The organism is Pseudomonas lundensis, assembly GCF_001042985.1.
GTDB lineage: Bacteria > Pseudomonadota > Gammaproteobacteria > Pseudomonadales > Pseudomonadaceae > Aquipseudomonas > Aquipseudomonas lundensis.
The window spans coordinates 81,309-104,234 of the sequence record NZ_JYKY01000008.1; the positions used below are offsets into that span (position 1 = coordinate 81,309).

General features: G+C 62.6%; 14 protein-coding genes. 11 read left to right on the forward strand and 3 right to left on the reverse strand.

The genetic code is table 11. From position 1 onward, the window contains the following. Window positions 1-417 precede the first annotated feature (417 nt). From glgA to TU74_RS09005, 11 genes are all read left to right on the forward strand, one after another. Window positions 418-1,995, forward strand: coding sequence for a glycogen synthase GlgA (glgA, locus tag TU74_RS08955; protein WP_048376111.1), 1,578 nt, complete (start codon window positions 418-420; stop codon window positions 1,993-1,995). Window positions 1,996-2,011: 16 nt separating this feature from the next. Continuing rightward, a complete protein-coding gene (gene treZ, locus TU74_RS08960; RefSeq protein WP_048376113.1) occupies window positions 2,012-3,823 on the forward strand; it encodes a malto-oligosyltrehalose trehalohydrolase in 1,812 nt (603 codons plus the stop codon). Continuing rightward, window positions 3,816-5,906, forward strand: a complete 2,091-nt coding sequence (gene malQ / locus TU74_RS08965) for a 4-alpha-glucanotransferase (RefSeq protein ID WP_047291333.1) — start codon at window positions 3,816-3,818, stop codon at window positions 5,904-5,906. The genes treZ and malQ overlap by 8 nt, the downstream gene beginning before the upstream one ends. Then, window positions 5,894-8,662 carry a malto-oligosyltrehalose synthase gene (locus tag TU74_RS08970; protein WP_048376115.1) on the forward strand — a complete coding sequence of 923 codons (2,769 nt, stop codon included), beginning with the start codon at window positions 5,894-5,896 and terminating at the stop codon, window positions 8,660-8,662. Before malQ ends, TU74_RS08970 begins: the two co-directional genes overlap by 13 nt. A 16-nt stretch (window positions 8,663-8,678) precedes the next feature. After that, window positions 8,679-8,927 carry a DUF2934 domain-containing protein gene (locus TU74_RS08975; RefSeq protein WP_048376117.1) on the forward strand — a complete coding sequence of 83 codons (249 nt, stop codon included), beginning with the start codon at window positions 8,679-8,681 and terminating at the stop codon, window positions 8,925-8,927. A gap of 120 nt (window positions 8,928-9,047) precedes the next feature. Beyond that, window positions 9,048-11,213 (forward strand): glycogen debranching protein GlgX, encoded by a 2,166-nt coding sequence (gene glgX, locus TU74_RS08980; protein ID WP_047291327.1) that lies wholly within the window; start codon window positions 9,048-9,050, stop codon window positions 11,211-11,213. 2 nt (window positions 11,214-11,215) lie between these two features. Further along, window positions 11,216-12,217 (forward strand): acyl-CoA dehydrogenase family protein, encoded by a 1,002-nt coding sequence (locus TU74_RS08985; protein ID WP_047291325.1) that lies wholly within the window; start codon window positions 11,216-11,218, stop codon window positions 12,215-12,217. After that, on the forward strand, window positions 12,214-12,978 hold the full coding sequence (locus TU74_RS08990) for a PIG-L deacetylase family protein (protein WP_048376192.1): 765 nt from the start codon (window positions 12,214-12,216) through the stop codon (window positions 12,976-12,978). Before TU74_RS08985 ends, TU74_RS08990 begins: the two co-directional genes overlap by 4 nt. Before the next feature lie 3 nt (window positions 12,979-12,981). After that, on the forward strand, window positions 12,982-13,581 hold the full coding sequence (locus TU74_RS08995; protein ID WP_048376118.1) for an SAM-dependent methyltransferase: 600 nt from the start codon (window positions 12,982-12,984) through the stop codon (window positions 13,579-13,581). Beyond that, complete coding sequence (locus tag TU74_RS09000; protein ID WP_048376119.1) at window positions 13,578-14,279, forward strand: glycosyltransferase family 2 protein; 702 nt, start codon at window positions 13,578-13,580, stop codon at window positions 14,277-14,279. Before TU74_RS08995 ends, TU74_RS09000 begins: the two co-directional genes overlap by 4 nt. Before the next feature lie 74 nt (window positions 14,280-14,353). Next, a complete protein-coding gene (locus TU74_RS09005) occupies window positions 14,354-15,154 on the forward strand; it encodes an endonuclease/exonuclease/phosphatase family protein (RefSeq protein ID WP_048376121.1) in 801 nt (266 codons plus the stop codon). 45 nt (window positions 15,155-15,199) lie between these two features. On the opposite strand, the gene glgB is transcribed toward TU74_RS09005, so the two are convergent. The 3 genes from glgB to TU74_RS09020 are packed head-to-tail and all read right to left on the reverse strand — an operon-like array spanning window position 15,200 to window position 22,822. Next, complete coding sequence (gene glgB, locus TU74_RS09010) at window positions 15,200-17,425, reverse strand: 1,4-alpha-glucan branching protein GlgB (RefSeq protein ID WP_048376123.1); 2,226 nt, start codon at window positions 17,423-17,425, stop codon at window positions 15,200-15,202. Next, window positions 17,422-20,769 (reverse strand): maltose alpha-D-glucosyltransferase, encoded by a 3,348-nt coding sequence (gene treS / locus TU74_RS09015; RefSeq protein WP_048376124.1) that lies wholly within the window; start codon window positions 20,767-20,769, stop codon window positions 17,422-17,424. The genes glgB and treS overlap by 4 nt, the downstream gene beginning before the upstream one ends. A gap of 58 nt (window positions 20,770-20,827) precedes the next feature. Continuing rightward, window positions 20,828-22,822 carry an alpha-1,4-glucan--maltose-1-phosphate maltosyltransferase gene (locus TU74_RS09020; protein WP_048376127.1) on the reverse strand — a complete coding sequence of 665 codons (1,995 nt, stop codon included), beginning with the start codon at window positions 22,820-22,822 and terminating at the stop codon, window positions 20,828-20,830. Window positions 22,823-22,926: the final 104 nt, after the last annotated feature.

Sequence of the window (22,926 nt, forward strand, 5' to 3'; positions counted from 1 at the left end):
TCTACTGCCATCTACGTGAAAAAACCACGAGCACACTGCTTCTAATCCGGCTGCCTCGCGCCTACAGGTTTGCCCGAAGACACGCGCGCCACCAAAGAAGATTGATCTGACGCAATTGGAGATAAATTTCTTACGCATTATCCATGACTTAGAAGTCCGTAATCCGGCTTCTCTCCTACACTCATGGCTTCGTAAATCCTTCGGATGTTTAACACTAAAAAAAACGAACCTTCTGCAATTGCACCGGGTCAGCTTAACAGTAGGGTCGTCGATTCTTGGTTCAATCCTTGCAACGCCCTCCTCACCCTTTGCGCATTACCACGCGATAACCCAAGCAGTGTTGTGCCTGCCCACAGGAAGTGAGTAAGAACCCGACCAGGGGTCGGGGCAGATCAATAAATACAACGGGAGAACACCATGATCAGTGCTGCTGCGACAAACCCACAGAATTGCCTGAATACGCTGGTCAATGAGGTGATAGCCGGTGCCACCCGGACACCGGCTGGCAAAGTAGCCGTACCGATCGCAGAAGCGCTCCCGATCAATCCGAATAAAAAGAAAGTCCTGTTTGTGACCTCCGAGCTGGCCGATCTGGTTAAAACCGGCGGTTTGGGGGATGTTTCAGCGGCGTTGCCACGCGCCATGCGCCACTTGCACGATGTCCGTGTGTTGATTCCGGGTTATCCGCAGGTGATGAACAGCGACAACCCGATCCACGTGATCGGCGAACTGGGCGGCCATGCCGCGCTGCCACCGTGCAAGATCGGGCGCATGGACCTTAAGGACGGGCTGGTGATCTACGTATTGATCTGCCCCGAGCTGTATGAGCGCGAAGGCACGCCCTACGGCGCCAACAATGGCTGCGACTGGCCCGACAACCACATCCGCTTTGCCCGGTTAGGGCTGGCGGCGGCCGATATCGCCGCCAATCTGGCGCAAATTCACTGGCAGCCCGACCTGGTGCATGCCCACGACTGGCCTGCAGGTCTGGCCCCGGCGTACATGCACTGGCGCGGCCAGCGCACGCCGACGCTGTTCACCATTCACAACCTCGCCTATCAGGGCGTGGTCAGCCTTGCTTGCTGCCCGGAACTGGGCATCCCGTCCCACGCCCTGCAACAGGAAGGCATGGAGTTCTACGGCAAGTTGTCATTTCTCAAGGCGGGTATGGCCTATTCAAGCCACATCACCACCGTAAGCGCCACCTACGCGCAAGAGATCACCACACCGGCCTTTGGCTGCGGGCTGGACGGCTTTTTGCACAGCAAGACCCAGCAAGGCCTGCTCAGCGGCATCCCGAATGGCATCGATGAAAGCTGGGAAGCCTCCAGCGACCCGCACCTGATAGCACCGTTCTCTCTCGGTGAATGGCAAGGCAAGGCCACCAACGCCGATCACGTGCGCAGCCTGTTTGGCCTGGCCCCGTCCAAAGGCCCGCTGTTTGCCGTGGTCTCGCGACTGGTGTACCAAAAAGGCCTGGACCTCACGCAAGGCGTGGCCGCCTACATCGTGGCCAACGGTGGGCAAATCGCACTCATTGGCCGTGGCGAGCCTGAAGAAGAGCAAGCCATGCGCGAGCTGGCCTTGCGCTTCCCCGGCCAGATCGGCGTGCGCATCGGCTTCAATGAAACCGACGCCCGACGCATGTTCGCTGGCAGTGACTTCCTGTTGATGCCTTCGCGCTATGAACCCTGCGGCCTGAGCCAAATGTACGCGCAACGCTATGGTTCATTGCCTGTGGCGCGCAACACCGGCGGGCTGGCCGACACCATTGAAGATGGCATCACCGGCTTTCTGTTTAACGAATCCACCGTGGACAGCTACGAGCAGGCATTAAGCCGCGCTTTCAAGGTTTTCGCCTTCCCCGACCTGCTGAACGCCATGCGCTGCCGCGCCATGTCGGCCCCCTTCAACTGGTGTCAGGCCGTGGAACCCTACGCCCATCTTTATGAACAACTGGTGGTCAAATCCCTGAGCAGAGCCGGCAAACCCTGACCTGAGGCGTGTACCGATGCCTTTAAAAACCGTGGAACACGGCTCCCATGGTGCTCAGCGACTGGACGCGCATCACACGCGCTTCACTTTGTGGGCGCCCGATGCCTTTTACGTGAGCCTGGAGCTGCCCGACGGCCGCTCCCTGCCCCTCATTCCGCAAGCCGATGGCTGGTTTGCACTGGAAATCCCGTGCCCGGCCGGCACCCGTTATCGCTTCAACATTGACGGCGAACTCGAGGTGCCCGATCCGGCGTCACGGGCGCAGGACGGCGGGCTGGCAGGCTGGAGCGTGGTGGTCGACCCCCGGGACTATCACTGGCGCCATCCTCACTGGAAAGGCCGCCCGTGGCAGGAAGCGGTGATTTATGAGGTTCACGTCGGCGCCATGGGCGGCTATGCCAATGTGGCCCGGCACCTGCCCCGGCTGGCTGAAATGGGGGTGACCGCCATCGAGTTGATGCCGCTGGCCCAATGTCAGGGCCAACGCAACTGGGGCTATGACGGTGCCCTGCTGTATGCGCCCCACGACAGCTACGGCTCGCCGCAAGCCCTCAAGCAATTGATCGACGACGCCCATGGCCTGGGGTTGATGGTGATGCTGGACGTGGTCTACAACCACTTCGGGCCGGAAGGTAATTACCTGTCGCGCTATGCCAGCCCCTTTTTTCGTAAAGACAGCCACACCCCGTGGGGCGCCGCGATCGATTACCAACGCCCGCCGGTGCGCGACTTCTTCATCGACAATGCCTTGATGTGGTTGTTGGAGTACCGCTTCGACGGTTTGCGCCTGGATGCCGTACACGCCATTGACGACCCGGCGTTCTTGCATCAGTTAGCCCATCAGGTACGGCGCCACACCGCGCCGGACCGCCATGTGTGGCTGACCCTGGAAAACGAGTTGAATCAGGCGGGCCTGCTGGAAAAATCCTTTGACGCGCAATGGAATGATGACGGCCATAACACCTTGCATGTGTTGCTGACCGGCGAAACAGACGCCTATTACGCGGAGTTCGCCGACAACCCGACGCAAAAACTGGCGCGCTGCCTGAGCCAGGGTTTTGTGTTCCAGGGCGAAGACAACCGACACGGGGTAGCGCGCGGTGAACCCAGCGGTCATCTGCCGCCCAGCGCGTTTGTGCTGTTCCTGCAGAACCACGATCAGATCGGTAATCGTGCAGCGGGCGAGCGTTTGCACCATTTGTGTGCACCCCAGGCCTTGCAGGCTGCCACCGCCTTGCTGTTGTTGTCACCGATGATCCCCTTGTTCTTTATGGGGGATGAAAGCGCGGCGCCCGAGCCGTTTCTGTTTTTCACCGATTACAGCGGCGAACTGGCCGACGCCGTGCGTGAAGGTCGACGCAAGGAATTTGCCGAGTTCAGCACCTTCGCCTCGCCTGACGCGCATTCGACGGTGGCCGACCCGAACGCCCCTGAAACCTTTGCCCGCTCGCGCCCGGATTTTCGGGTACCGGAGCGTGGTCCGCGCCGCGAGATGCTCACGCTGTACCAGCACCTGTTAGCACTGCGCCAGCAACAGATCGTGCCGCGCCTTGAAGGTTCGCAGGCCTTGGGCAGCAAAGTGCTGGCCGAAGGTGCCGTCACCGCCAGTTGGCGTCTGGGCGATGCCAGTGTGCTGCACATCACCGTGAACCTGAGCGGGCAGAGCGTGCCTTTTGTGGCGCCACTTGACCAACCGGTCCTGTTCCAGACCCCACCCGATATGACCCTCGACGTGCAACAGCATCAGCGGCTGGTGCCTTACAGCGCACTGGTCAGTCTGGTGCCGCCACCGACCCTTTCGCCCTTGATGGAGAGCGCCCATGAGTGACGCGCAACTGGAAATACTGGCGAGCCGTGCCGGACTGGCCGTGGACTGGGTAGATGCCAACGGCACCCCGCAGCGGGTTTCACCCCCTGTGCTGCGGGCAGTGCTGGCCGGGTTGGGCTTGCCCGCCGACAGCGACGAAGCCATCGAAACCAGCCTGCTCAACCTGCAACTGGAACAGCAAAACAAGCGCCTGCCGCCCCTGCTGACCGCCGACGTGGGCCGCAGCCTGGACCTGACACGCTACTTCCACCCGCACAGCCAATGCGTGGTTCACCTCGAAACCGGCGGCTCGCTGGATATTGAGCTGGACGCCGACGCCTACCTGCCGGGCATGATCCCGGTGGGCTATCACCGGGCGCAAATCGGGGAACAACACTTCACGCTGGCCGTCGCCCCCGCACGCTGTTACAGCATCGCAGATGCGACGGACAGCGACACGCCACGCACTTGGGGCTTGAGCACGCAGCTGTACAGCCTGGCACGACCGGGCGACGGTGGACTGGGCGACACCCAGGCGCTGGAAACCTTCGCCAAGGCCGCCGGGGAACGGGGGGCCGACGCACTGGCCATCAGCCCGATGCACGCCATGTTCAGTTGCGACCCCGACCGCTACAGCCCGTATTCACCCTCCAGCCGTTTGTTCCTCAACTATCTCTATGCCGCCCCGGCCAGCGTGCTGGGCGACAGCGTGGTGCAGCAGGCCATTGATGACAGCGGCCTACGCGAAGAATGGCAGCGCCTGGAACACCTGCCGCTGATCGACTGGCCCGCCGCCACACGTGCCCGGCAAACCTTGCTGCGCGCACTCTACGAAGACTTCGTGGTGGGCGAGCAGCCGCTGCGAGAGGATTTCAACGCCTTTTGCGACAGCGGCGGCGAATCACTGGAAAACCACTGCCGGTTCGAAGCCTTGCAGGTTCAGCGGCGCAGCGAGCAACTGAGCCAGGACTGGCGCGAGTGGCCCGAACAGTGGCGCGACCCCAACAGCCCTGCCCTGTTGCTGTTTGCTGAAGAACACCGCCACGACATCGGCTTTTACGCGTTTTGCCAATGGCTGGTCGCACGCTGCCTGGCAAAGACCCACAAAGCGGCGCGCGACAGCGGCATGGCCGTTGGCCTGATCGCTGACCTGGCCGTTGGGGCAGATGGCGCCGGCAGTCAGGCCTGGTGCCGACAGGACGAACTGCTGTCGCAACTCACCGTGGGCGCCCCGCCCGACCTGCTTAACCGCCAGGGTCAGGGCTGGGGCATTTCGGCATTCTCACCGGACGGCCTCAAGCGCAACGGCTTTCGTGCGTTCATCGAAATGCTGCGGGCCAACTTCGCCCACGCGGGTGGCCTGCGCATCGACCACGTCATGGGCTTGCAACGGCTGTGGGTGATTCCTCTGGGGGCAACCCCGGCAGACGGTGCCTATTTGTATTACCCGGTTGAAGACCTGCTGCGCCTGCTGGCCTTGGAGTCATTGCGCCATCGCGCGATTGTCCTCGGTGAAGACTTGGGTACGGTGCCTGAAGGCTTGCGCGACAAGCTCAGCGAACGCGCCATCCTCGGCATGCGCATCCTGTTGTTTGAACAAGATTACGGCGCCCGCTTCAGGCCAGTGCTGGAATGGCCGGACACGGCACTGGCCACCACCAGCACCCATGATCTGCCGACCCTCAATGGCTGGTGGCATGAACGGGACATCGACTGGAACGCACAACTGGGGCTGGTGGACGCCGACACCGAAGACCATTGGCGCGACAACCGTGCCCACGAGCGCAACGGTCTGCATCACGCGCTGAGCCTCGATCCGCAGAATTTTCAGGAAGAAGCCACCGGCGCCGATCAGGTGCTCAACGCCAGCGCGCGCTTTTTGGGCCACACCCATGCGCCTCTGGTGTTGCTGCCTGTCGAGGATGCGCTGGGCGTGCTGGAGCAAGCCAACCTGCCGGGTACTGTGGGCACTCACCCCAACTGGCGACGACGCCTGCCGGTCGAGTGTGCTGCCTTGCTCGACCTTCCCCAGGTCGCCCGCCGCCTTGAGCTGCTGGCCTGTGCGCGCCTGCAGGCGCAGGAGCGTGATGAATGCACACATTGAGCACACCGATTCTGCGCGCCACCCAGCGCCTGCAATTTCACGCAGGTTTCACCCTGGACGATGCGCGCCTGCAGGTGCCGTACTTTGCGCGCATGGGCATCAGCCACCTCTACGCTTCACCGTTGCTGACGGCGCGGGACGGGTCGATGCACGGCTACGACGTGGTCGATCCGACCCGCGTCAGCCCGGCGCTCGGTGGTGAAGCCGCGCTGCGGCGGCTGGTGGCCGAGCTGCGCGCCCATGACATGGGGCTGATCCTCGATGTGGTGTCCAATCACATGGCGGTGGGCGGTGCTGACAACCCGTGGTGGCTGGACCTGCTGGCCTGGGGGCGCGCCAGCCCCTACGCGGAGTTTTTCGACATCCAGTGGCATTCCCCCGACCCCTTGCTCGAAGGGCAATTGCTGCTGCCCTTTTTGGGTAACGACTACGGCGCCACGTTAAAAGCCGGGGAACTGCCCTTGCGTTACGACGCGCAACAGGGCCGCTTCTACACCGAGCACGGCCATCACCACTTCCCGATTTGCCCGCTGGATTATGGCTTCTTGCTGCACATCAGCGGCCAGCCCGATCTGCAATTTCTTGGCGAACGATTTACCGCGCTGCACCCGCTGCCCCATCCACGGGAGCGCACGGCGCCGCTGCATGCGGAGCTGGCCGCGCTCAGTGCCCGACCTGAGGTGCTGGCCGCCATTGAACAGCAACTGACGTGTTTCGATGCGCGCCACCCCAGCGGCCTGGAACGCCTGCATGCCCTGCTCGAACGTCAGTCTTATCGGCTGGCCAGTTGGCGCACGGCTGCCGACGACATCAACTGGCGGCGGTTTTTCGATGTCAACGAACTGGCCGGGCTGCGGGTCGAGCGGCCCCGCGTGTTTGAGGCCACCCATCAGAAGATCTTCGACCTGATCCGCGACGGGCTGGTGGACGGTTTGCGCATCGACCACGTGGACGGCCTGGCCGATCCCCGTGGCTACTGCCGCAAGTTAAGACGCCGCGTGGATGCCCTCGCACCCGACCGCCATTTGCCAATCTATGTCGAAAAAATCTTGGGAGCCGAAGAGTCCCTGCCCGATGACTGGCACGTTGACGGCACCACCGGCTACGAGTTCATGGACCAGGTCTCGCTGTTGCAACACGACCCCGCAGGCGCCGCGCCGCTGGCCAGCCTTTGGGCCGAGCACAGCGAGCGCCCCGGCGACTTTCGCGAGCAGGCGCTGCTGGCCCGGCAGCAGATCCTCAACGGTTCGCTGGCGGGCGATTGCGACCGCGTCGCCCTGGCCCTGCGTGACGTGGCCCGTGACGACCTGATGACCCGCGACCTGACGCTGGGCGCCATTACCCGTGCGTTGCAAGCGCTGGTGGTGCATTTCAGCGTGTACCGCACCTACATCAACGCCGCCGGGCGTAGTGCGGCCGATGACGAGGTGTTTGGCCGCGCCATGGAGGGCGCCCGCCATGACCTGAGCGAAGCCGACTGGCCGGTGCTGGAGTCCTTGCAACGTTGGTTGGGGGGCGATAACTGGCGCACCCGGCCTTACGGGCGCTCGCGCAAATTGCTCAAGCGCGCCTGCGTGCGTTTTCAACAACTCACCTCACCCACCGCTGCCAAGGCGGTGGAAGACACCGCGTTCTACCGCTATGGGGCGCTGCTCTCGCGTAACGATGTGGGCTTTGATGCCGAACGCTTCAGCGCACCGGCGCAGGTCTTTCACCAGACCTGTGCCGAGCGCCTGCTGCACTTTCCCGACACTCTGTTGGCCACGGCCACCCACGACCACAAGCGCGGCGAAGACTGCCGCGCACGGCTGGCGGTGATCAGCGAAAAGAGCGCCGACTACGCCCGGTGCATCGCGCGCTGGCGCCCGATGGCCAGCACCCTGCGCGGCCACCGCGAAGGGCCATCGGCGGGCGATGAGTTGCTGCTCTACCAGATTCTGCTGTCGACCTGGCCACTGACACTATCACCCGATGACCCGCACGGCTTGGCGCACTACAACGAACGGGTGTGGCAATGGCAGCTCAAGGCCCTGCGCGAGGCCAAACTCGACACCCAATGGGCCGCGCCCAACGAGGCTTACGAACAAGCGGTTCAGGCCTTCATTGAACAGCTGCTATTACATCCCCAAGGCGCCGCCCTGCGCGCCGAGATTCATGCCTTCAGTGAACAGTTGGCTCCGGCTGGCGCCCTGAACAGCTTGGTGCAATGCGTGCTCAAACTGACCACGCCGGGCGTGCCGGACCTCTATCAAGGCACCGAGTTCTGGGACTTCAGCCTGGTCGACCCCGACAACCGCCGCCCCGTGGACTTCGCCTTGCGCCAGCAACAGCTGGACATCCACGCGCCTGCGCCTGCGCTGCTCGATGACTGGCGCAGCGGTGCGATCAAACAGGCCGTGATCGCCCGCACCCTGGCCATGCGCGCTGAGCACCCGGTGTTGTTTGCACGTGGGCGTTATCAGCCGTTGCACGTGACCGGCCCCCATGCCGATCGGGTGCTGGCGTTTGCGCGTGAGTGGCAGGGGCAATGGGTCGTGGTGGTGGCCCCTCGTTTGAGTGCCCCACTGCTGCAAAACAGCGCTTTGCCGTTGATTAATCCACGTGAATGGGCAGATACCCGCCTCGAATTACCGTTCGACGGAACTGAGCACAAATTAAATGGATTTTTTGCGCACCCCGTAGTCACTAACAATAAGGCGATAAGGGTCAGCGACGCTCTCGGTTCGTTCCCCGTCAACCTCATGATCACCACTTGATTCCAGGAGCTTTGCGATGAATAACGACGATAAACGCATTCGTGAATTTGCCTACCAGATCTGGGAATCCGAAGGCAAACCCGAAGGTCAGGAAGCACGTCACTGGGAAATGGCCGTTACGCTGGCCCAGGCCGAAGCGCTGACCCCCAAAAAGGCCGCCGCCAGCAAAGCCAAGTCCAAGGCCGCACCGGCCGCCAGTGTGAAACCGGCGGCCAAAGCGCCCGCGGCGAAAAAACCGCGCGCACCGCGCAAACCCGCCTCTTGACTGCCCGGTGCGCCACGCCCTGACGCACCGCACCGCACCCCGTTTTTAACAGGACCGTAATGCCTGACGGCCGTGCTTTGCCTGCCGTTTGTGAAGCCCTCGATACAGCCAGGAGTCACCATGACCAAGCGCAAGTCAGCCCCACCCGTTACACCGGACGTTGAACCCTCACGCCTCAGGGAGGGCCTGCCCTTCCCGCTCGGCGCCACATGGGACGGGCTAGGTGTTAACTTCGCGATTTTTTCGGCCAACGCCACCAAGGTCGAGCTGTGCCTGTTTGATGAAACCGGTGAAGTGGAACTCGAACGCATCGAACTGCCGGAGTACACCGACGAGACCTACCACGGCTACTTGCCCGATGCGCACCCCGGCCAGATCTACGGCTACCGGGTCTACGGCCCGTATGACCCACAAAACGGTCATCGCTTCAACCACAACAAATTGCTGATCGACCCCTACGCCAAACAATTGGTGGGCGAACTCAAGTGGTCAGAAGCCCTGTTCGGCTACACCATCGGCCACCCGGACGGCGATTTGAGCTTCGATGAACGCGACAGCGCGCCGTTCGTGCCCAAATGCAAAGTCATCGACCCGGCCCATACCTGGGGCCACGACCACCGCCTGATCGTGCCGTGGGACAAAACCATCTTTTATGAAACCCACGTGCGCGGCATCAGCATGCGCCACCCCGATGTGCCGGACGCCGTGCGCGGCACCTTTGCCGGGTTGATGGTGGATGAGGTGATCGAGCACATTCGCAAACTCGGGGTCACCAGCGTCGAGCTGCTGCCGGTGCATGCGTTCGTCAACGACCAGCACCTGCTGCAAAAGGGCATGACCAACTACTGGGGCTACAACAGCATTGCGTTCTTCGCCCCCGACCCACGCTACCTGGCCAGCGGTAAAATCGCCGAATTCAAGGAAATGGTCGCGCACCTGCACGAGGCCGGGCTCGAAGTGATTCTGGACGTGGTCTACAACCACACTGCCGAGGGCAACGAGCAAGGCCCGACCCTGTCCATGCGCGGCATCGACAACGCGTCGTACTACCGCCTGATGCCAGACGACAAGCGCTACTACATCAACGATTCCGGCACCGGCAACACGTTAGACCTGAGCCACCCGTGCGTGCTGCAAATGGTCACCGACTCGCTGCGCTATTGGGCCCATGAGATGCATGTCGACGGGTTCCGCTTTGACCTGGCCACGATTCTGGGCCGCTACCACGACGGTTTTAACGAGCGACACAGTTTCCTCGTGGCCTGCCGTCAGGACCCGTTGCTGCGGCAAGTGAAAATGATCGCAGAACCCTGGGACTGCGGCCCCGGCGGCTACCAAGTCGGGGGCTTCCCGCCGGGCTGGGCCGAGTGGAACGACCGCTTTCGCGACACCGTGCGGGCCTTCTGGAAAGGCGATGACGGGCAACTGGCCGACTTCGCGGCACGCATGACCGCCTCCGGCGAGCTGTACAACCAGCGCGGACGGCGACCTTATTCCTCGGTCAACTTCATCACCGCCCACGATGGCTTCACGCTGCACGACCTGGTGTCCTACAACGACAAGCACAACGAAGCCAACGACGAAAACAACCAGGACGGCAGCAACAACAACCTGTCATGGAACCACGGCGTCGAAGGGCCGACCGACGACCCCGAAATCAATGCCCTGCGCCTGCGCCAGATGCGCAACTTCTTTGCCACCCTGCTGCTGGCCCAAGGCACACCGATGATCGTCGCCGGGGATGAATTCGCCCGGACCCAGCACGGCAATAACAACGCCTACTGTCAGGACAGCGAAATCGGCTGGATCAACTGGGACCTGGACGAAGACGGCAAGTCGTTGCTCAAGTTCGTCAAGCGCCTGATCAAACTGCGCAACAGCTACCCGATCCTGCGCCGTAGCCGCTTTCTGGTGGGGCATTACAACGAGGAGCTGGGGGTCAAGGACGTCACGTGGCTGGCCCCGGATGGCAATGAAATGTCCATCGAACAGTGGGAAGACCCGCAAAGCCGCAGTTTCGGCATGCTGCTCGACGGCCGGGCGCAGGTGTCCGGGGTCCAGCGCTCAGGCGCCGATGCCACCTTGCTGATCGCGTTCAACGCCCAGCATGACGGCGTGGACTTCATTTTGCCCCACGTGCCTGAAGGCACAGGCTGGATCTGCAAGTTCGACACCTTCGACCCGGACTTCAAGCGCCCGCACACCCTGGCGTTCGGCAGCACTTACGGCGTTAACGGCCGTTCGGTGGTGCTGTTCGAACTGGAGCATCTCAAGGACGCGGGCTGACCATGAATCTGCATGATTTTCTCGAAGATTGTGCCTCGCCCCTGAACACCCCGCAGGCACTGGGGCAGTGCTTGCGGCACATGGTCGAGGCCGGGCTGGATCAATTGCCCCTGCCCGGCAGCGGATTGACCCTGCAACGCTGGCAGCAACTGGCGCTGGTGGCCGGGCATGACTTGGGGCTGTGCAAAGTGTACGAAGGCCACACCGATGCACTGGCCACGCTGCGTGAACTGGGCGCCCGGCCGGTGCCTCCCGGCAGCACGTGGGGCCTGTGGGCCGCCGAGCCGCCCAATGCCCGCGTGCACCTGCGCGAGGTGAACGGCCACTGGCAAATCAGCGGGCGTAAAGCCTGGTGCTCAGGGGCGGGCGTGGTCAGTCACGGGTTGCTCACGGTCTGGGATGAACAAGGCGGCCAGCAACTGGTGGCGGTCGACATGCAACAGCCGGGGGTCAGCGTTTCCAGTGAAGGCTGGGAAGCCGTGGGCATGGCGGCGACGGCCAGTGTCGACATTCTGTTTGAGCAGGTGCCCTGCACCCGCGTGGGGCAACCCGGCGACTATTTGCATCGCCCCGGCTTTTGGCAGGGCGCCATCGGCATTGCCGCGTGCTGGTATGGCGCGGCATACCGGCTGGGCGAGTCCCTGCAACAACACGCTGCCCAACGCGCCGAACCCCATGCACTGGCGCATTTGGGCGCGGTGCAGGCGGCGCTGTTCGGGGCACGCAACACCCTTATCGTGTGCGCAGGGCAGCTGGACGAAGCGCCCACCGCCGACTGTCAGGCACTGGCCCGGCAAACCCGGGCGCAGGTCGAAGACGTTGCCGAACAGGTGCTTCGCCACGTCGGCCGCGCACTAGGGGCCGGGCCGTTTTGCAAAGACCCGCACTTTGCCCGCCTGAGCGCCGACCTGCCGGTTTACCTGCGCCAAAGTCATGCTGAACGCGACCTGGAAGCCTTGGGCGAATGGGCCGCGCAAACGCCTCGCAGGCACTGGCCCCTATGAAAGAAAACCTGATTGTGGGCAGCGGCACACCGCTGCAACACTGGCGCGACTCTCAACGGCTGGCCAATTTGCCGTCGGTGGAGGTGACCGAACTGTTGCCGCAAGGCTCGCGGGCGGTCATCGTCGCCCCGCATCCGGACGACGAAGTGTTGGGCACCGGCGGCCTGCTGCAACTGATCAACACCCTCAACCGCCCGCTGTTGCTGATCTCGGTCACGGATGGCACCGCCAGCCATCCCGGCTCCAGCTTATGGCCCGCGTGCGATTTGGCGTACCAACGCGCCCTCGAATCGGAAGAAGCCTTGACCCGCCTGGGCCTGCCGGTGACTGAACTGCACTGGGTCCGGGGCGGTTTTGCTGACAGCCAGGTGGCGGCCGATGAAGCGTTGCTCACCGCCTTTATCGAACAGCACCTTGAACCGGACGATGTGGTGTTCAGCACGTGGTGCCGCGATGGCCACTGCGATCACGACGCCGTCGGCCGCGCCAGCCGCCAAGCGGCGGCCAACGTGGGCGCCTGCGTGCATGAACTGCCGATCTGGACCTGGCACTGGGCGCATGACGACGACCCGCGCGTGCCGTGGGAACGCGCACGACGCATCGACCTCAGCGCCCACGCGGTGGCGCGCAAACGCTATGCCGCGCAGGCCTTCACCAGCCAGATCCACGAAGACCCGAGCACCGGTGCCGGGCCGGTACTCGGCGCACTGGCGCTGGAACGGTTGCTGCAACCCTATGAAGTTGTTTTTGTACAGGGATGAACCATGAGTGTCTCGACTGCTTTTTTTGATCAGCTCTACGCCCACAACAATGACCCGTGGGCCTTTCGCGAGCGTTGGTATGAACAACGCAAGCGCGCCATCACCCTGGCCAGCCTGCCGCGCCAGCATTACCCGGCGATTTTCGAGGTGGGCTGCGCCAATGGCGAGTTAAGCGCCGGGCTGGCGCAGCGTACCGATTGGCTGCTGGCGTGCGACACCTCGGCCAAGGCCGTGGAACTGGCGCGCCAGCGTCTGAGCGACTGCCCCAACGTTGAAGTGCGCAAAAGCCGCGTGCCTGAACAGTGGCCCGAGCGCCGCTTCGACCTGATCGTCATCAGCGAAGTGGCGTATTACCTGGACCCTAAAGCGCTGGAAGAGTTGATCGAACTGGCCCTGCTCAGCCTGCCCCCCGACGGCCAACTGCTGGCCTGTCACTGGCGAGCGCCCATCGAAGGCTGCGCGCTGACCGGTGACGAGGTGCACGCCCTGCTCCACAACGCGTTGAGCTGGCCGCGACTGGCGCAGCACGTTGAAGACGATTTCATCCTTGAAGTGTGGGGTCGCGACCCTATGTCTGTAGCCAGCCTGGAGGGATTGCGATGATCGGCGTGCTGATTCCCGCGCATAACGAACAGGCACTGATTGCCCATTGCCTGCATGCCGTGCTCAGCGCCAGCCGTCATCCGCAGCTCAAGGCAGAACCGGTGCGCGTGCTGGTGGTGCTCGACAGTTGCGACGACCTGTCGGCCGACATTGCGGCGCAATACGACGTCGACGTGCTGGCGATTAATGCCCGTAACGTGGGCGCCGCCCGTGGCGCCGGTGCGCAATGGCTGTTGGAACGCGGCGCACGCTGGATCTCGTGTACCGATGCCGACAGCCGCGTGGCCGAAGATTGGCTGGTGGCGCAGTTGGCGTTGGGCAAAGACGCGGTGTGCGGCACGGTGACCGTCGAAGACTGGGGCAGCGCCATCGATGAGGCGGCCCGCGCCCGCTACCAGGCGGCCTATCAAGCACGGGACGGCCATCGACATATCCATGGCGCCAACCTGGGCTTCAGTGCCAACGCCTACCGGCGCGCCGGGGGATTCCAGCCGCTGGCGTGTCACGAAGACGTGCACCTGGTCAAGCAGCTGGAGGCGTGCGGCGCGTCCATCGCCTGGAGCCACCGCCCGCAAGTCATCACCAGCGCCCGGCTCGACTGCCGCGCCGCAGGCGGTTTTGGTGATTACTTAAGGTCGCTGCTTAGCGTGGCCGAACATGACCAACATCAAGCGGGGTCGCGACCCGACGCGCTATAAAAAGGCAGTGCCGCACCTGAACGGCCTGTCTCGGCATGCGTCGAACCCAGGTGACCCCACGCACAGGAGAGACCATGACCCTCGATATAGCCGGTAACAACCTTGAACCCCCTGCTCCGCTGACAGCGCCTGCCGTGCACCGCATGAAGGTGCTGACCGTCAACACCCACAAGGGGTTTACCGCCTTCAATCGACGTTTCATCCTGCCGGAACTGCGCGACGCCGTGCGCAGCACCGGGGCCGATCTGGTGTTTTTGCAGGAAGTGCTCGGCGAGCATGAGAAACATGCGTCGCGCTACGACCAATGGCCTGCCATGTCGCAGTACGAGTTTTTGGCCGACAGCATGTGGAACGATTTTGCCTACGGTCGCAATGCGGTTTACCCGGACGGCCACCACGGCAATGCCGTGCTGTCCAAATACCCGATCAAATCGTGGCGCAATCTGGACGTCTCCATCACCGGCCCGGAACGCCGCGGCCTGCTGCACTGCGTACTGGATGTACCCGGCCATGACCAGGTGCACGCGATTTGCGTGCACTTGAGCTTGCTGGAGAGTCATCGCCAGTTACAGATTGTGTTGCTCAACCAACTGCTCAAGTCCTTGCCGCCCGAAGACCCGGTCATCATCGCCGGGGACTTCAACGACTGGAAACAGCAAGGCAACGCCGCGCTCAGGCAGCGAGACGACCTGCATGAGGCCTTCGAGCGCCACCACGGCAAACTGGCGAAAACCTACCCGGCGCGCTGGCCCCTGCTGAGGCTGGACCGCATTTACCTGCGCAACGCCCGCAGCCGCAACCCGCAAATCCTCGACGGCAAACCCTGGACTCACCTATCGGACCATTTGCCGTTGTCGGTCGAGGTGCATTTGTAGTCACTGCCGCTAGTCACTGCCGGGGCGTGCCCCGGCAGTGACCGGTCAGTGCGGTTTAAGGATCAACACCCCCAGCGGTGGCAGGTTCAGGGCCAGTGAATGGGTTTGCCCGTGGCTGGGCAGCGGCTCAGTGCCCACGCCTGCGCCGTTGCCATAGTTGGAGCCCGCGTAAGTATCGGCGTCGCTGTTGAGCACTTCTTGCCAGGTGCCCGCAAACGGCACGCCAATCCGGTATCCCTGACGCGGCACGGGGGTGAAGTTGGCCACCACCAGCAGCGGCTGGCCGTCTTTGCTCCAGCGCAACCATGCGTACACGCTGTTGGTGGCGTCATCGCCGATCAGCCATTGAAAGCCCTGCGCCACGTCGTCCTGGTCGTGCAGGGCCGGGCAATCGCGGTACAGGCGGTTCAAGTCACCCACCAGTTTCTGCACGCCTTGGTGTTCGGGGTATTGCAGCAAGTACCAGTCCAGTTGCTGATCGTGGTTCCACTCGCGCCACTGGCCAAACTCGCAGCCCATGAACAACAGCTTTTTGCCCGGATGGGTCCACATGAAACTCAGGTACGCCCGCAAGTTGGCAAACTTCTGCCAGCGATCACCGGGCATTTTGTCGATCAACGAGTGTTTGCCGTGCACCACTTCGTCGTGGGAGATCGGCAGGATGAAGCGCTCGGTCCAGGCATACACCAGCCCGAAGCTCAACTCGTTGTGGTGGTGCGCGCGGTAAACCGGGTCTTGCTGAATGTAGTGCAGCGAATCATGCATCCAGCCCATGTTCCACTTGTAGGAAAACCCTAACCCGCCTTCATCGGTGCGCTGACTGACGCCCGGCCAGGCCGTGGACTCTTCAGCGATCATCAGCGCGCCGGGGGCTTCGAGTGCCACCACATCGTTGAGGTGGCGCAAAAAGTCGATGGCTTCCAGGTTCTCCCGCCCGCCATGCCGGTTCGGGATCCACTCACCGGGTTGACGCGAATAATCGCGGTACAGCATGGACGCCACTGCATCCACCCGCAGCCCGTCGATGTGGAAGTCTTTGAGCCAGTGCAGCGCGGACGCCAGCATAAAACCGTGAACTTCGGTGCGGCCCAGGTTGTAGATCAGGGTGTTCCAGTCTTTGTGGAAGCCTTCGAGCGGGTTGGCGTATTCGTACAGCGCCGTGCCATCAAACTGGGCCAGACCGTGCTCGTCATTGGGGAAATGCGCCGGCACCCAGTCCAGAATCACGCCGATACCCGCCACGTGACAGGCATTCACAAACGCGCCGAAGTCATCCGGCGAGCCATACCGCGCACTCGGAGCGAATTGCGACAGCGGCTGATAGCCCCAAGAGCCGCCGAACGGGTGTTCCATGATCGGCATCAGCTCGATGTGGGTGAAGCCCATCTCGCGCACGTAAGGGATAAGCCGCTGCGCCAGTTCGTGCCAGGTGTATTGGCGGGCCACTTCGCCCACCTCGTCCACTTCGCACTGCCACGACCCGACGTGCAGTTCGTAGATCGACAACGGCGCGTCGGGGCGTTGCAACTGGCCACGGGCCTGCATCCAGTCCTGGTCCTGCCAGTCCACCGCCAGCGGCGAGGCGACTTTGGACGCGGTCTGCGGCGGCAGTTGCGTGGCAAGTGCCATGGGGTCGGCCTTGAGCGGCAAAATCCCGTGTTCACCCAGAATTTCGTATTTGTAGGCTTCACCCGCCTGCAAACGCGGGATAAAAATTTCCCACACCCCGCTCGGATGGCGCAGGCGCATCGGGTGGCGGCGGCCATCCCAGATATTGAAATCGCCCACCACCGACACGCGCCGGGCATTGGGCGCCCACACGGCAAAGCGCACGCCGGGGACGCCGTCGACGCTCATCACCTGAGCGCCCAGGCAATGGCTGAGGTCGCGGTGATTGCCTTCAGCAAACAGGTAAAGGTCCATCTCGCCCAACAGCGGGCCGAAGCTGTAGGGGTCTTCGCTGGTTTGCTCGCCCCCGGCCCACTGGATACGCAATGCGTACGCACGCGGCTCGGCGAACTGGCCGACGAACAACCCCGGCACGTCAGGGCACGACAACGGCCCCAGCACGTCGCCTGTTTCGCGGTCGACCACATTGACGCTCAACGCCTGGGGTAAAAACGCCCGAATGCAATACCCCCCTTGCCCGTCCGCGTGGGGGCCCAACACCGAAAAAGGATCGCGGTGCTCGGCGTTAATCAACGCCTCAATGTCTTGCCGAGTGGGCAATAAACCACCACGTGCCTTACCCAGATCCTTGCCAGCACTCATTGTTTCTCTCCGTTCAAAGGCTTGGACATGCCTGGCACCTGACTGAGCAAGGCGCTCAGCCCGCGCAGTGGAACCTGTAGCCAGGCAGGCCGGTTGGCCGCTTCATAGATCACTTCATAGGCCGCCTTTTCCAGGCTGAAGAGGGTCAGTGCAGCCTGCGGGCCACCCTCCACCTTCCAGCCTGAAGCCAGATTAGCTGTTGCGTGGGAATACGCCTGCGTCAAGGCACCGCGCGCTTGCTCAAGGTAACGCTCGACCACGCGCTGGCGAGCCAGGTCGGCCTCGGGCGAATGGTCCGCCTGTTGCACCTGCGCCACCGCCATGGCGGCGGCGTAGTCGAACGAACGCAGCAGCCCGCTGAGGTCTTTGTACGGGCTGTGACGGCTGCGTCTTTCTTGCAAGGGCCGCGCCGGTTCACCTTCAAAGTCGATGAAATACGCATCGCCCTGCACCACCAGCACCTGCCCCAAGTGCAAGTCGCCATGCACGCGAATCAGGGGGCCGCCAAGGGTGTGATCGGCCAGGGAGGTGATGTAAGCGCCGATCTCGCGCTCATGTTTGAGCCAGTGCTTGACCTGCGCCTGATCCTCGGTGGGCAACTGCGACAGGTGAGCGTCGAGTTGCTGCAACGCCGCGTGGACCTGCCGACTGATGGCCGTGGCCCAATGGCGTGCCTCTTTCGCGCCGGTGGTCTGCGGCGTGAAATCCGGGTTGTCGGTCGCGCTGGCCAGCACCTGATGCATTTCGCCCAGCCGGCGGCCCAGCACGGCCGCAAAGTCGGCCAGCTCGCCGAGGGCGTTGTAGTGCTGATCGTGTTCGGACATGGCATCCGCCAGTTCGTCACGTATGGCGCGCTCCAGATTGTTTTGGGTCCAGGTCCACGCATCGCCCTGATTGCTCAGATAGCCTTGGGCGATCATTAGCAAGGTGCTTTCGCCGTCGGCGTCATGGCGCTCCACGGCACCGAGCAACGGAGAAATATTCGGGTAGCCCGCCGCCGTGAGGTAAGCGCCCATTTCCAGCTCCGGGTGCACGCCGGTGCTGAGCTGACGAATGAGTTTGAGCACCAGGGTGCCGCCGACCACCACCGAGCTGTTGGACTGCTCGGCCGACAGGTAACGAATCTCGCTGTTTTCATCCAGACCCTGTTCAGCCCACTGCGCGGTCGGGGTGAACCGGATCTGACCTGCGTCGCTGTCCAGCACCGTACCGGCGTGTAGGTGGCTCAACACCGTGCGCACAAACGGTTCAAGGCTGAACGCATCGGTAATAAATCCGACCTGACGCACCCGTCGAGCGCGGCACAGGACCAATTGCTGAGCCAGGGCGCTGACGGGCTGATCTTCACCCACGACCCCGAGCGGCAGTTGATAGCGACGCGGCTGACCGCCCGCGGTCACCCGCACCTCGGTCAGCAACATCGGCGTGTCGGCCTGCCCCAGGCGTGTGCCGTACACCCACTCCACGTGCTCGATAGGCGCGCCTTTTTGCCCGTACCAGCGCTGCTTGGGCAGCCAGGCAGGCAGGGTGACGCGCTCCAGGGTGGTGCGGGTCGGCGCTTCGAGCACTTCTTCAATGCGTTTTTTGATCACCAGCGTGACCAGCTCCGGCAGGCTTTGTACCGGCTCGGCGTGCCAGCCCGGCATCTGGCTTTCCGGCGCCAGCAGGAACCAGTAGAAGCCATATGGCGCCAGCGTCAGCATGAAGTGCAACTGGCCAATCGGCGGGAATGCATTGCCGCCGAGCATTTCCACCGGCACCCGGCCGCCGTACTCGCTGAGGTCCAGTTCAACCGCTTGGGCGCTGCGCGACACGTTGGCCACGCACAGGAGGGTTTCGTTCTTACCCTGGCTGTCGGTGTATTCGCGAATGTAGGCCAGCACCCTGCGGTTGCTCGGTGACAGCATTTTCAGGCTGCCGCGGCCGAAGGCTTGCTGTTGCTTGCGCACGGCCAGCAACCGGCGAGTCCAGTTGAGCAACGAGTGCGGGTCGCCGGACTGGGCCTCGACGTTGACGGATTGATAGCCGTACAACGGGTCCATGATCGGCGGCAGCACCAGGCTGGCCGGGTTGGCACGCGAAAACCCGCCATTGCGGTCAATCGACCACTGCATGGGGGTGCGCACGCCGTCACGGTCGCCCAGATAGATGTTGTCGCCCATGCCGATTTCATCGCCGTAATACAAGGTGGGCGTGCCGGGCATGGACAGCAACAGGCTGTTGAGCAGCTCAATGCGCCGACGGTCGCGTTCCATCAAGGGTGCCAGGCGCCGCCTGATGCCCAGGTTGATCCGCGCACGACGGTCCGCAGCGTAGTAATTCCACAGGTAATCGCGTTCTTTGTCGGTGACCATTTCGAGCGTCAGCTCATCGTGGTTGCGCAAAAAGATCGCCCACTGGCAATTGGCGGGGATTTCCGGGGTCTGGCGCAGGATGTCGGTGATCGGAAAGCGATCTTCCTGCGCCAGCGCCATGTACATGCGCGGCATCAAGGGGAAATGGAACGCCATGTGGCATTCGTCGCCATTGATGCCGTCGGTGTCACCGAAGTACTGCTGGGTGTCCTCGGGCCATTGGTTGGCCTCGGCCAGCAGCATGCGGTCCGGGTAGTGCGCATCAATTTCGGCACGGATCTGTTTCAGAATCTGATGGGTTTCGGGCAGGTTTTCATTGTTGGTGCCGTCGCGCTCGATCAAGTACGGAATGGCATCCAGGCGCAGGCCATCGATGCCCATGTCCAGCCAATAACGCATCACCGCCAGCACTTCTTTCATAACCTGCGGGTTGTCGAAGTTGAGGTCGGGTTGGTGGGAGTAGAAACGGTGCCAATAGTATTGGCCCGCGACGGGGTCCCACGTCCAGTTTGAGCTTTCGGTGTCGAGAAAGATGATGCGCGTGCCGTCGTACTTTTCGTCGGTGTCGGACCACACGTAATAATCCCGGGCCTTGGAGCCGGGTTTGGCGTGCCGCGCCTTTTGAAACCAGGGGTGTTGGTCAGAGGTGTGGTTGATCACCAGTTCGGTAATGACCCGCAGGCCACGCTTGTGGGCTTCAGCGATGAAGCGCTTCACATCGGCCAGGGTGCCGTAATCCGGGTGGACGCCGCGATAATCAGCGATGTCGTAGCCATCGTCACGCCGTGGCGATGGGTAGAACGGCAGCAGCCACAGGGTGTTGACCCCCAGCTCCGCGATGTAATCGAGTTTGCTGATCAGGCCCGGAAAATCGCCGATTCCATCATTGTTGGAGTCGAAAAACGATTTCACGTGCACTTGATAAATCACCGCGTCCTTGTACCAGAGCGGGTCGTTGATAAAACTTGCGGTTGCGACGTTCTTTGCCATGAGTAATACCTGCTGATTCGCACGCGCGAGGCCGCCCGGGCAGCGGCTCAAGGCTCGGTTAAAGAGGTTTGATGCGCCAGATGCCGAAGGGCTGGACCGCTGGATCAAGCCGCGTCCATTGGGTTTTGCCGTACCAGGTCCAGCGATGGCCGCTCATCAAGTCTTCGCCACAGGTGGCGGCATCGTCGGGCAAGCCCATTTCCCACAAAGGCAATTCAAAATGAGCCTCTTGCACGTGATGCGGGTCCAGATTGATGGCCACCAGCACACAGTTGCTGCCATCGGCGCTGCGCTTGCCGAAATACAGAATGTTGTCGTTCCAGGCGTTGTAGAACGTCACGCCCAGATGCGTGTGCAAGGCCGGGTTTTGTCGGCGGATGCGGTTGAGCTGGGCAATCTCGGCCACGATGTTGTCGGGCGCGGTGAAGTCACGGGGGCGGATCTGGTACTTCTCGGAATCCAGGTATTCCTCCCGTCCCGGCAAGGCGGCGGACTCGCACAGCTCAAACCCCGAATACATGCCCCATAACCCCGAGCCCATGGCGGCCAGCGCGGCGCGGATCAAGAACCCCGCACGCCCCGACTCCTGTAGAAAGCGCGGGTTGATGTCCGGGGTGTTGACGAAGAAGTTGGGCCGAAAGCACTCGCGCAACGGGCTTTGGTTGAGCTCGGTGAAGTACTGGGTCAGCTCGGCCTTGGTGTTGCGCCAGGTGAAATAGGTGTAGCTCTGGGAGTAACCCACTTTGCCCAGTCGCGCCATCATCGCCGGGGTGGTGAAGGCTTCGGCCAGAAAAATCACCTCGGGGTGCGCGCTACGCACGTCGGCAATCAGCCATTGCCAGAACGGCAGCGGTTTGGTGTGAGGGTTGTCCACGCGGAACAGCTTGACCCCTTCTTGCACCCAGCCCAGCACAATGTCGCGCAGGGCCAGCCACAGCGAAGGAATCGCATCCGGCGCATAGAAATCGACGTTGACGATGTCCTGGTATTTTTTCGGCGGGTTTTCCGCATAGCGGATCGTGCCGTCCGGGCGCCAGTTGAACCAGCCGGGATGCTGGGTCAGCCAGGGGTGGTCTTGGGAGCACTGGATGGCGAAATCCAGCGCGATCTCCAGCCCGTGGGAAGCGGCGGCCTGCACCAGACGGCGAAAATCGTCGCGGGTGCCCAACTGCGGGTGAATCGCCTCGTGCCCGCCTTCTTCGCTGCCGATGGCATACGGACTGCCGGGATCGTCCGGCCCGGCTTGCAGGGTGTTATTGGGCCCCTTGCGATGACGGCGGCCGATGGGGTGAATCGGCGGAAAATACAGCACGTCAAAGCCCATGTCGTGAATCATCGGCAGCCGCTCGATCACGTCATTAAAGGTGCCGTGCCGGGCGGGATCGTGGGTCATCGAACGCGGGAACAGTTCGTACCAGCTGGCGAACTCGGCGAGCGGGCGTTCCACCTCGACCGGGTAGCGAGGACTGAGGCTGACGTAGGCGTGATATTGCGCCTGCGCCATGAGGTGAGCGCTGCTTTCATGGAGAAACAGCGCCACCTGTTCGGTTTCGAGCAAACCGGTCAGTTGAATCAACAGCGTCTGCAACTGCGCCTGAAGCTCACCCTGGGTGCGCTCAATGGCGTGTTGCACCAGCACGCGGCCTTCTTGCAGCTCAAGGCTCACCGGCACCCCGGCCTGGTGTTTTTTCTCCAGCTCGTGGCAAAAGCTGGCAAAGCGATCGATCCAGGCTTCGATGCAGAACTCATAGCGTCCCTGCAACGGCACCTCGAACTGCCCCGCCCAGCCATCATTGCCCACGAACGTCATGGCCGCGGTGGACCATTCTTGCTGCTCGGCACGGCGCCAATGCAGCATCACGGCCAGTTGATCGTGGCCATCGGTGAAGACCTTGCTGGTGACGTCCACCGTCCGCCCTTGGGTTGCCTTGACGGCAAACTGGCCGTTTTCCAGCACCGGGGAGGTGCTTTCGATGGCAATACGCGGCAGCAGCAGCGCATGGGACAGAGGCAATACAGCGGTTGAATCTGAATCCTGGAAATCAGCAGTCATCGAGCATCACTCCTCACGCCCATGGACGCTAACGTGTGTCGTTTCAAAGCATTTTCCGGCATTGACACCGGACACCTAGCTTGGGAGGCAGCATCCGGATTAAA

Coding starts and splice junctions, on each gene's coding strand:
- glgA (WP_048376111.1), top strand. CDS start 418: ATGATCAGTGCTGCTGCGACAAACCCACAGAATTGCCTGAATACGCTG.
- treZ (WP_048376113.1), top strand. CDS start 2,012: ATGCCTTTAAAAACCGTGGAACACGGCTCCCATGGTGCTCAGCGACTG.
- malQ (WP_047291333.1), top strand. CDS start 3,816: ATGAGTGACGCGCAACTGGAAATACTGGCGAGCCGTGCCGGACTGGCC.
- TU74_RS08970 (WP_048376115.1), top strand. CDS start 5,894: ATGCACACATTGAGCACACCGATTCTGCGCGCCACCCAGCGCCTGCAA.
- TU74_RS08975 (WP_048376117.1), top strand. CDS start 8,679: ATGAATAACGACGATAAACGCATTCGTGAATTTGCCTACCAGATCTGG.
- glgX (WP_047291327.1), top strand. CDS start 9,048: ATGACCAAGCGCAAGTCAGCCCCACCCGTTACACCGGACGTTGAACCC.
- TU74_RS08985 (WP_047291325.1), top strand. CDS start 11,216: ATGAATCTGCATGATTTTCTCGAAGATTGTGCCTCGCCCCTGAACACC.
- TU74_RS08990 (WP_048376192.1), top strand. CDS start 12,214: ATGAAAGAAAACCTGATTGTGGGCAGCGGCACACCGCTGCAACACTGG.
- TU74_RS08995 (WP_048376118.1), top strand. CDS start 12,982: ATGAGTGTCTCGACTGCTTTTTTTGATCAGCTCTACGCCCACAACAAT.
- TU74_RS09000 (WP_048376119.1), top strand. CDS start 13,578: ATGATCGGCGTGCTGATTCCCGCGCATAACGAACAGGCACTGATTGCC.
- TU74_RS09005 (WP_048376121.1), top strand. CDS start 14,354: ATGACCCTCGATATAGCCGGTAACAACCTTGAACCCCCTGCTCCGCTG.
- glgB (WP_048376123.1), bottom strand. CDS start 17,425: ATGAGTGCTGGCAAGGATCTGGGTAAGGCACGTGGTGGTTTATTGCCC.
- treS (WP_048376124.1), bottom strand. CDS start 20,769: ATGGCAAAGAACGTCGCAACCGCAAGTTTTATCAACGACCCGCTCTGG.
- TU74_RS09020 (WP_048376127.1), bottom strand. CDS start 22,822: ATGACTGCTGATTTCCAGGATTCAGATTCAACCGCTGTATTGCCTCTG.